Genomic DNA, 9,043 nt, shown 5'->3' on the forward strand with positions numbered 1-9,043 from the left:
TGCATGGGTAGAGCCGGGGTCTTGAAGGCGAGCATCTATTGCACCTCCAGCCATGGGCGGAGGTTTTTTTATTGGTCGATTGACCTGTCATTTCCTGCGGCTCCCGTAAATACTTTCGAAAGGAGTGGTCGTTTTGGGATTGATCCAGCTGCAAATTGATGGGAAAAAAGTTGAAGTTCCGGCCGGGACAACGGTGCTCGAAGCTGCGGAACAAACCGGAATTCACATCCCCCGGCTCTGCCACGATCCGGAGCTTTCCCCCTGGGGCGGCTGCCGGCTCTGCATCGTGGAAATTGAAGGGATGCGCAACCTGCCGGCCTCGTGCGTAACCAGGGTGGCTCCGGGCATGGTGGTACGAACCGATTCACCGGCGGTGGTCGAGGCCAGACGGGCCATCCTGGAATTGCTGCTCGCCAACCACCCCCTGGACTGCCTTACCTGCGAAAAAAACGGTGAATGCAAGCTGGCGGAATATTGCTATGTATACGGTGTAAAAGAAAGCCCCTTCAGGGGAGAAAAACATAACTACGCTGTTGAAGACAGCAACCCCTTTATCATCCGCGACCAGAACAAATGTATTCTCTGCGGCAAGTGTGTACGGGCCTGTGCAGAAATTACCGGAAAAAATAACCTGGATTTCGCCTACCGGGGTTTCAATACCAGGGTGAGCACCTTCGGCAACAGCTCTCTTTTGGAATCGGATTGTGTCTTCTGCGGCAATTGTGTTTCTGTGTGCCCGACAGGAGCTTTAATGGAAAAACAAATGCAAAACAAGGCCCGCCGGTGGGAATTAAAACGGGTTAAAACCACCTGCCCCTTTTGCGGCACCGGCTGCAATTTCGACCTATGCGTAAAGGATGGGAAAATAGTCGGCGTAGCCTCAAACCCGGACAGCGTTGTCAACGGCCGGGCGCTCTGCATCAAGGGCCGGTTCGGCTGGGACTTCATTTACAGCGATAAACGATTGAAAACGCCGCTGATCAAGCGGAACGGGGAATTTGTACCCGCCTCCTGGGATGAGGCCCTGGATCTTGTTGCCAGCCGGCTGAGAGAAATCAAGGGAAAATACGGGCCCGGCTCTTTCGCCGCCTTGAGCTCCGCCCGGTGTACCAACGAAGAAAATTATCTCTTCCAAAAGTTCGTAAGGGCGGTGATGGGTACAAATAACGTAGACCATTGCGCCCGTACCTGACACGCGCCTACGGTGGCCGGTCTGGCCACTTCTTTCGGGAGCGGCGCGATGACTAACTCCATTTCCGAGATAGCGGGGGCCGAGTTGTTATTCCTGATTGGTACCAACACCACGGAAGCCCACCCGGTGATCGGGTACAAGATCAGGCAGGCGGTCCGCCGGGGTGCAAAGCTCATCGTGGCGGACCCCAGGCGTATCGAACTGGCGGAGGAAGCCGATTACTGGCTCCGGCTTCAGCCCGGTACTGATATCCCCCTCCTCAACGGCCTGATGCATATCATCATTAAAGAAGAGCTATACGATAAAACCTTTGTTGCGGAGCGGACGGAAAACTTTGAAGCCCTGAAGAAAACAGTCGAAAAATATCCGCCCGCTTACGTGTCCCGGCTGACCGGCGTACCCGTTGAAGATCTGTACGCCGTAGCGCGTCTCTACGCCACCACGGACAAAGCGATGATTTTCTATACCCTGGGAATAACGGAACACGTCTGCGGCACCAGCAACGTAATGAGCATCGCCAACCTGGCCATGCTGACCGGGCATGTCGGGCGTCCCAGCACCGGGGTCAACCCGCTCCGCGGCCAGAACAACGTACAGGGAGCCTGCGACATGGGAGCGCTGCCCAACGTTTTTCCCGGCTACCAGCGGGTGACCGACCCGGCTGTAAGGGCCAGGTTCCAGGAGGCCTGGGGCGTTTCCCTGCCGGCCGAAGTGGGGCTGATGCTCCCCGAAATGTTCGACAAAGCAAACGCCGGGGAGATCAAAGCGATGTATATACTCGGCGAGAACCCGGTCCTAACCGACCCCAACAGCAACCATATCAGGTCCGGCCTGGAAAAGCTGGAATTCCTGGTGGTACATGAGCTTTTCCTGACCGAAACGGCGGAATACGCCGACGTGGTGCTTCCAGCCGCCAGCTTCGCCGAAACAGATGGTACTTTCACCAATACAGAGCGCCGTGTCCAGCGGGTGCGCAAGGCCATAGAACCTCTGACGGGCAAGACAAACTGGCAAATTATCATGGCCCTGAGCACAAAAATGGGCTACCCCATGCATTACCGGAACACGGAGGAAATTTTCGCGGAAATGGCCTCCCTTACCCCGTCTTATGCCGGTATCAATTACAGCCGGATCGACAAGGAAGGAATCCAGTGGCCCTGTCCCACCCCCGACCACCCGGGCACACCGTATTTGCACGCCGGGAGTTTCACCCGCGGCAAAGGGCTTTTCCAGGCCATCGACCACATTCCCCCGGCGGAACTGCCGGACAGGGAATATCCCTTCCTGCTCTCCACCGGCAGGATCCTGTACCATTACAATGTTACCACACCCTATTCTACAGGCATACGCAGCCTCTGGTCCCAGGAATACGCCGAAGTCAACCCCGACGACGCCGCGCGGCTGGGCGTGGAAACCGGGAGCAAGGTGAAGGTCATTTCCCGGCGCGGCGAAGTAGTCACCAGGGTACAGGTCACGGACCGTGTACCGCCGGGAGTTATCTGGATGTCCTTCCACTACCGGGAAACCCCGACCAACGTGCTGACCAGCTACGCCGTGGATCCCATCAGCAAGACCGGTGAATATAAGGTCTGTGCCGTAAAAATAGAAAAAATAATTTAGGGGGCTCCGTCCATGCGATTGGTACCTGTTGCAGAAGCTGTGGGCATGGTTCTCTGCCATGATATCACCAAAATCGTCCCCGGCGTTGAAAAGTGCCGGGCTTTCCGGAGAGGACACGTCGTCAGGAAAGAGGACATCCCTCTGCTCCGGGACCTGGGCAAAGAACATATTTATGTCTGGGAACCTGCCCCCGATTTGATCCACGAAGACGAAGCAGCCCTGCGCCTGGCCCGGCACGCTGCAGGGCCGGGCTTGAGCTGGGACGAGCCCAATCAGGGGAAAGTTAGCCTCAAAGCCACTTGCGACGGCCTGCTCAAGGTTGATAGCGAGCGGTTGAAGATGGTTAACAATCTCGAGGGTGTTATTCTGGCCACACTGCATAATAACCGGGTGGTGGCCAGGGGACAGTTTGTTGCCGGAACGAGGGTAATTCCCCTGGCCATTCACCACAGCATCCTGGAAGAAGCGGAAGGCCTCTGCTCCCAGCCCGCCCCCTTGCTGAAAGTCAAGCCTTTCCAGCCGCTCTGGGTAGGGGTTATAACGGCGGGGACTGAAGTTTACGAGGGGAGGGTTCGGGACGGATTTTGCAGCGTCATTCGCCAGAAAATCGCTCCCTTTGGTGGCAGGTTTTTAAGCCAGGTCATTGTTCCGGATGACCCCCTGATTATCGCGCGGGAAATCCGGCATATGATCGAGAAAGGTGCGGAACTTGTCCTGGTGACAGGCGGCATGTCCGTGGACCCCGATGACGTAACCCCTCAGGGAATCAGAGCCACGGGGGCGCAGGAGATCTTCTACGGAGCGCCGGTACTCCCCGGTTCGATGTTTATGCTGGCCTATCTGGGACACGTTCCCGTTTGCGGCCTGCCTGGATGTATCATGTTCAACCGGACCACTATTTTTGATCTCATCATTCCACGTATTTTTGCCGGGGAACGCCTGAGCCGCGCGGAGATTGTGGCGCTGGGCCACGGCGGCCTTTGCGAAGAGTGTGCGGTCTGCCGTTACCCGGCCTGTTCCTTCGGCAAAGCAACTTAATTCAGGCCTGGAGGCATCGGCAAATGCTGGTTAACGTAACCTGGGAGGAGGCCCTGGAATACCTTCTCGATTTCATTACCCCTTTACCCCGGGAACTTGTTTCCTTGAAGCAGGCTTTGGGGAGGGTTATCTCCCGGGATATATTTGTTACCCGGGACATACCTTCCCATCCCCAATCGGCAGTGGATGGCTACGCCATTCATATCGATGATGTGGGGCTCCGTACAAGTTTTGTCATCAAAAATTACATCTGCAAGGGGAACTTTTATGTTTCCCCGTTGAGCCCGGGTCAGGCGGTAGGGGTGCTAACCGGAAGCCCCCTGCCCGCCGGCACGGGGGCAGTCATTCCAAAGGAGTCAGTCATAGTCGACGAAAACCGCGTGGTCTTTGCAGGCAAAATCTCCCCGGGCAGCAATATCAGGCAGGCGGGGGAGGACTTTCGATCCGGGGAATTGCTTGTAAAACGGGGGACCATTCTCGACCCGGGCATGATCGGTGTCCTGGCCGCCCTGGGTTATGGTGAGGTGCCGGTATACCGCCGTCCCAGAGTGGCAATTCTCAGCCTGGGACATGAAATCGTTCCCTGTCACGTTACCCCCGCCCCGGGCCAGGTTCGGGACAGCAACGGCCCTCTTCTAGCTTCTCTTGTCTCGCGTGACGGGGGAGAGGTTGTCGGCGTGGAGATCGCCGGCGACGAAAATGCTGGTGGGGCAAAAAAGCGTTTGCAAAGGCTGCTTCAGAATGCTGACCTTGTGCTTACAATCGGGGGAACTGCCTCCGGAGCATGCGACCAGGCGCTACCGGTACTGCGGCAGACTGGAGCACGTCCACTGTTCTGGGGAATCCGAATAAAACCGGGCAGCCACAGCGGCGCGGCAATCCATGATTCCAGGCTGGTTATTTCCCTTTCGGGAAACCCGGCGGCCTGCGCGGTAGGTTACCAGCTTCTTGCTGCACCCGTATTACGTGCTTTTCAGGCGCTCAACCCCTACCCGTACCGTATCCATGCCTTATGTACCGACCGTTTCCCTAAAAAAGGAGGGCCCCGCCGTTTCCTCCGGGGCCATGCGGTATGCCGTCAGGACGGGTGGGAAGTAAAATTGCTGCCGGGCCAGAAATCCAGTATGCTCCGTTCTCTCATCAATTGGAATGCGTTAATTGATCTTCTGGCAGGACACCCTCCCCTGGAGCCCGGGTCAAAAGTACCCACGCTCCTTCTCACCCCCCTGCCGCTGGAAAAAGGAGAACTGACCGGTGAAAGATACCCCGCCCATCCCGGAAATAGTTGAACAGTACCTGAAGGCAAGCCTGCCCGGAGACCGGCACCGCCAAAGAATCATCGGCCGGGTAATTATAAAACTGTTGGCGGCAGGATACAGCCTGGGAAAAGCCCTCCCTCTGTTTTTCTGGGAACTTGCAGATCTGGAGCCGCCACTGACCCAGGCGGAGGAATTGCTCTTCTGCGCCCTCCATCATATATTTCACACCTGCCATAACACCAGGATTAACGGCAAGAAGGACGCTTTTGAAATCCTGAAAATACCGGAAGAAAAGATGGCTTTAACCCCAAAGGAGGTGTTGAAAGAGGCCAAACTGGCTTACTGGAAGCAGTTCAACGAATTAACCCGTGACCCCAAAAATTTATTGTTAAATGCCCGTAAAATTATCACTGCCAAAAAGGCATTCGACTTCCTGCAAACACTTTAATACACACGACCAGTTGCCAAAAAGGAAAGGAGAGCGATAAACGTGGAAGCAACAGCAACAAAGCAAAGTATGACCGGTACCGCTAAAATGAATTATGCCATAGCCCAGGAAATGTTCGAAAGGTTACTCAAGCTGGATTACCACCCGGTTGCCATTAAGTTTTTTAAGTCTGCCGGAGAAGCTGGAAAAGTCCGGGCCGATAAGAAAATAGCGGCCAGGTTCACTTTCTGCCAGTACGTGGCTGCCTCCCGCATGGCCGGTTACGTGTTGAAAGGGACAAATGAAAATATTTTATGTGAAAACTGCCTGACGACTTTTGGTTTTACTGAACCTTCTGATGAAGAAGCCAGGGGGCACATGAAATATGTGGTGGATTTTGAAAAGGCGAAGTACGTGGTGGCAACCAAACCGCGCCTGCCCCTGGGCCTGATTACTGGTTTTATGACAGCACCGCTGGCCAAAACCCCCGTGGAGCCCGATGTGGTCATCTTCGTCTGTAATCCCCTGCAAGCATACCATATTTTAAACGACTATATCGCAGCTTTTGCCGTACACCCCCTGCAGTTCAATCACACTGTAAACTCGGCTGTTTGCGGGGGCACCGTGTGGACTTACCTGAACCACAAGCCCAACATGAACACCATGTGCGCCGGCAGCTACACCTCCGGTAAAACGGAAAAAGGTGAAGTGAACGTCTTCATCCCGGGCGACCAAATACTGGACGTAGCAAAACAATTGGTCTTGCGCACCGAAGTTTATAACGGGGCTTCCCTTCTTTACAGCGGTACCGAATGGCCGGGGCTTGACGTCTGCAAGAAGTGCCCGATGATCCGTTTTAAAGACGGAGAATAATATAGCTCACCCATCAAGGCTTGTAAAACAAATTCAAACAGTTCACAATCAATTTCTTGAAGGGAGGCAAGACAATGGAAATTCAACCCCTCTATATTAACGGTGAGTGGCGCACAACAGCCAGCTTTATCCCGGTTACCAACAAATATTCCGGCGAGGTTATCGCCCGGGTGGCCGTGGCTTCCCGGAAAGAAGTGGAAGAAGCCGTTACCGCAGCTGAACGGGCCTTCCGGGAAAACACGTTAACTCCCTGGCAGCGCTACCAGATTCTGAGCAAGGCGTCGGAGTTGCTCCTGGCCAGGCGGGAAGAACTGGGGATGATCATTGCCCGGGAAGCAGGTAAGGCCTTAAAGGACGCCCTGGGGGAAGTAACCCGGGCCGCCAACACCTGCCGGGTATCCGCTGAAGAGGCAACCCGGATCTGCGGGGAAATGGTACCGATCGGTTCGGCCGGCGCGGAAAATCGCTTTGCCTATACCATCCGGGTACCGGTGGGAGTGGTCTGCGCCATTACACCCTTCAACTTTCCCCTGAACCTGGTGGTACACAAGGTAGCCCCGGCCATTGCCGCCGGCAACACGGTGGTCCTGAAGCCGGCTTCCGCCACGCCCTTATCTTCCCTGTCGTTATGCCGCATTCTGGAAGAAGCTGGCCTGCCGCCGGGCCATTTGAATGTGCTGGTAGGTAGCGGTGATGATGTAGGGGAAATGCTTTTAAGGGATCCCCGGGTGGCCCATTTCAGTTTTACCGGTTCCCCGGCAGTGGGCAGACGTATTGCTGAGCGCGCAGGCTTGCGCCGGGTGACCCTGGAACTGGGTTCCAATTCCGCCACCATTGTGCATAGCGACGCCGATCTGGTCAAAGCAGCCCGGGCCTGCGGGCGCATGGCCTTTGTTAATGCAGGACAGGTGTGTATTTCCGTCCAGCGAATTCTGGTTCAACAGGATGTCGCGGAACCCTTCTGCCAGCTACTGGTAGAAGAGGCAGAAAAGCTTGTAGTGGGCGACCCCACCGACCTGAAAACCGACGTGGGACCCATGATCAGCGAGGATGCAGCTCGCCGGGCGGAACAATGGGTAAGGGAGGCCGTAGCGGGCGGCGCCACCGTGCTCACCGGCGGCAGGCGGGAGGGCAACCTTTTTTACCCTACTGTGTTAACCGGAGTGCGGCCGGATATGAAGGTGGTTTGTGAAGAGATCTTTGCTCCCGTGGTATCAGTGATACCCTACGAAAACTTTGAGCAGGCGCTGGAAATGGCCAACGATTCCCCATACGGCTTGCAGGCTGGGGTGTTTACCAGATCACTGGACCTGGCCATGCTGGCAGCCCGGAAACTGGAGGTGGGAGGAGTGATCATTAATGATACCTCGGTTTACCGGGCCGATGAGATGCCCTACGGCGGAGTTAAAGGCAGCGGTATGGGCAGAGAAGGCCCCAAATATGCCATCCAGGAAATGACCGAGACGCGAGTGGTGGTGATTACGCTGTAGGTTCTCCGGGAAGTCCCGGGAACCGCATAAGGGTGACTGATAAAAGCCAGCAAACAACCATCTGGAAAGGAGCGGTTAACGATGAAAAAGTGGTTGCTGGGAGTGCTGTTCATATTCATGGTGGGGGTGGTTGCCGGCGGCTGTGGCAAGCAGGTTGAGCAGGCCGGCCAGAATACCGGCTTGCAAAAGGAAATTACCGTTTCGGCAGCCATCAGCTTAAAGGACGCTTTGGGGAAAATCAAGGAGAACTATGAGAAAGAACACCCGGGGGTAAAGATTACCTACAACCTGGGGGCATCCGGCTCGCTCCAAAAGCAGATCGAGCAGGGAGCACCGGTAGACCTCTTCATTTCCGCCGGAGTCAGCCAGATGGATCAGCTGGAAGAAAAAGGACTGCTCGAACCGGACAGCCGGACCAATCTCTTGAGCAATGAACTGGTTGTGGTGGTACCCAAGAACGCTGCCCCCTTGAAGGATTTCAACGACCTGGCCGGATCCGGGGTAAAAAGAATCGCCCTGGGGATGCCGGACACCGTGCCGGCCGGGCAGTACACCCGGGAAAGCCTGACCAACCTGAAGCTGTGGGATAAGCTGCAGCCCAAACTGGTCATGGCCAACGACGTGCGCCAGGTGCTCACCTACGTGGAAACGGGCAATGCCGACGCCGGCTTTGTTTACCGATCCGATGCTCTGATGGGCAAGAATGTGCGGGTGGACCTGACGGTGCCCGATAACCTGCACAAGCCCATTGTCTATCCGGCGGCAGTGTTGAAAAACGCTCCGCAAAAGGAAGCTGCCCGGGAGTTCTTGAACTACCTGGCTTCCCCCGCCGGAATGAAGGTGTCAATTCTCACTTTGATTTAGCCCAACCCCTGCCCATTTTCGCAGATTGAACAATCTGCAACTATTTCCGATACCAGAATAATCTGCAACTGCTTCGCAAATTGTGCTGGTATTTCAGGTCAGTCAGTCCGTCTATTCACCAGAATATGACAACCAGTGACTGACCCCTTTTCTTCCGGCTGTGGAACAGGTAGAATATTTGCTGGAAGTGACCGCCATGCAGCAGATATTTTACACGCCTGTACCGCCGGAAGAATACGCCCGCCTGGGCAAAGATTTTCCCTTTCCCCAACCACTCTCA

The 9,043-nt window shown here is 55.5% G+C and carries 7 protein-coding genes; all 7 read left to right on the top strand.

What is annotated here, in order from left to right; genetic code table 11:
* Window positions 1–133: 133 nt before the first annotated feature.
* The 7 genes from fdhF to modA all read left to right on the top strand — a co-directional run bounded on the left by fdhF (window position 134) and on the right by modA (window position 8,763).
* A complete protein-coding gene (gene fdhF / locus BUB44_RS14975; RefSeq protein WP_083543108.1) occupies window positions 134–2,812 on the top strand; it encodes a formate dehydrogenase subunit alpha in 2,679 nt (892 codons plus the stop codon).
* A 12-nt stretch (window positions 2,813–2,824) separates the two neighbouring features.
* On the top strand, window positions 2,825–3,850 hold the full coding sequence (locus tag BUB44_RS05480; RefSeq protein ID WP_073163881.1) for a molybdopterin-binding protein: 1,026 nt from the start codon (window positions 2,825–2,827) through the stop codon (window positions 3,848–3,850).
* A 23-nt stretch (window positions 3,851–3,873) separates the two neighbouring features.
* Entirely contained in the window at window positions 3,874–5,139 is a 1,266-nt protein-coding gene (locus BUB44_RS05485) for a molybdopterin molybdotransferase MoeA (protein WP_073163884.1), read from the top strand.
* The gene (locus BUB44_RS05490) at window positions 5,105–5,557 is read left to right on the top strand and encodes a hypothetical protein (protein ID WP_073163887.1); all 453 of its coding nucleotides are present in this window, start codon (window positions 5,105–5,107) and stop codon (window positions 5,555–5,557) included. The genes BUB44_RS05485 and BUB44_RS05490 overlap by 35 nt, the downstream gene beginning before the upstream one ends.
* 42 nt (window positions 5,558–5,599) lie before the next feature.
* Window positions 5,600–6,409 carry a DUF169 domain-containing protein gene (locus BUB44_RS05495; protein ID WP_242655861.1) on the top strand — a complete coding sequence of 270 codons (810 nt, stop codon included), beginning with the start codon at window positions 5,600–5,602 and terminating at the stop codon, window positions 6,407–6,409.
* A gap of 74 nt (window positions 6,410–6,483) precedes the next feature.
* Complete coding sequence (locus tag BUB44_RS05500) at window positions 6,484–7,899, top strand: aldehyde dehydrogenase family protein (RefSeq protein ID WP_073163889.1); 1,416 nt, start codon at window positions 6,484–6,486, stop codon at window positions 7,897–7,899.
* An 81-nt stretch (window positions 7,900–7,980) separates the two neighbouring features.
* Window positions 7,981–8,763 carry a molybdate ABC transporter substrate-binding protein gene (gene modA / locus BUB44_RS05505; RefSeq protein WP_073163892.1) on the top strand — a complete coding sequence of 261 codons (783 nt, stop codon included), beginning with the start codon at window positions 7,981–7,983 and terminating at the stop codon, window positions 8,761–8,763.
* Window positions 8,764–9,043 lie beyond the last annotated feature (280 nt).

Source organism: Desulfofundulus australicus DSM 11792, from assembly GCF_900129285.1.
GTDB lineage: Bacteria > Bacillota > Desulfotomaculia > Desulfotomaculales > Desulfovirgulaceae > Desulfofundulus > Desulfofundulus australicus.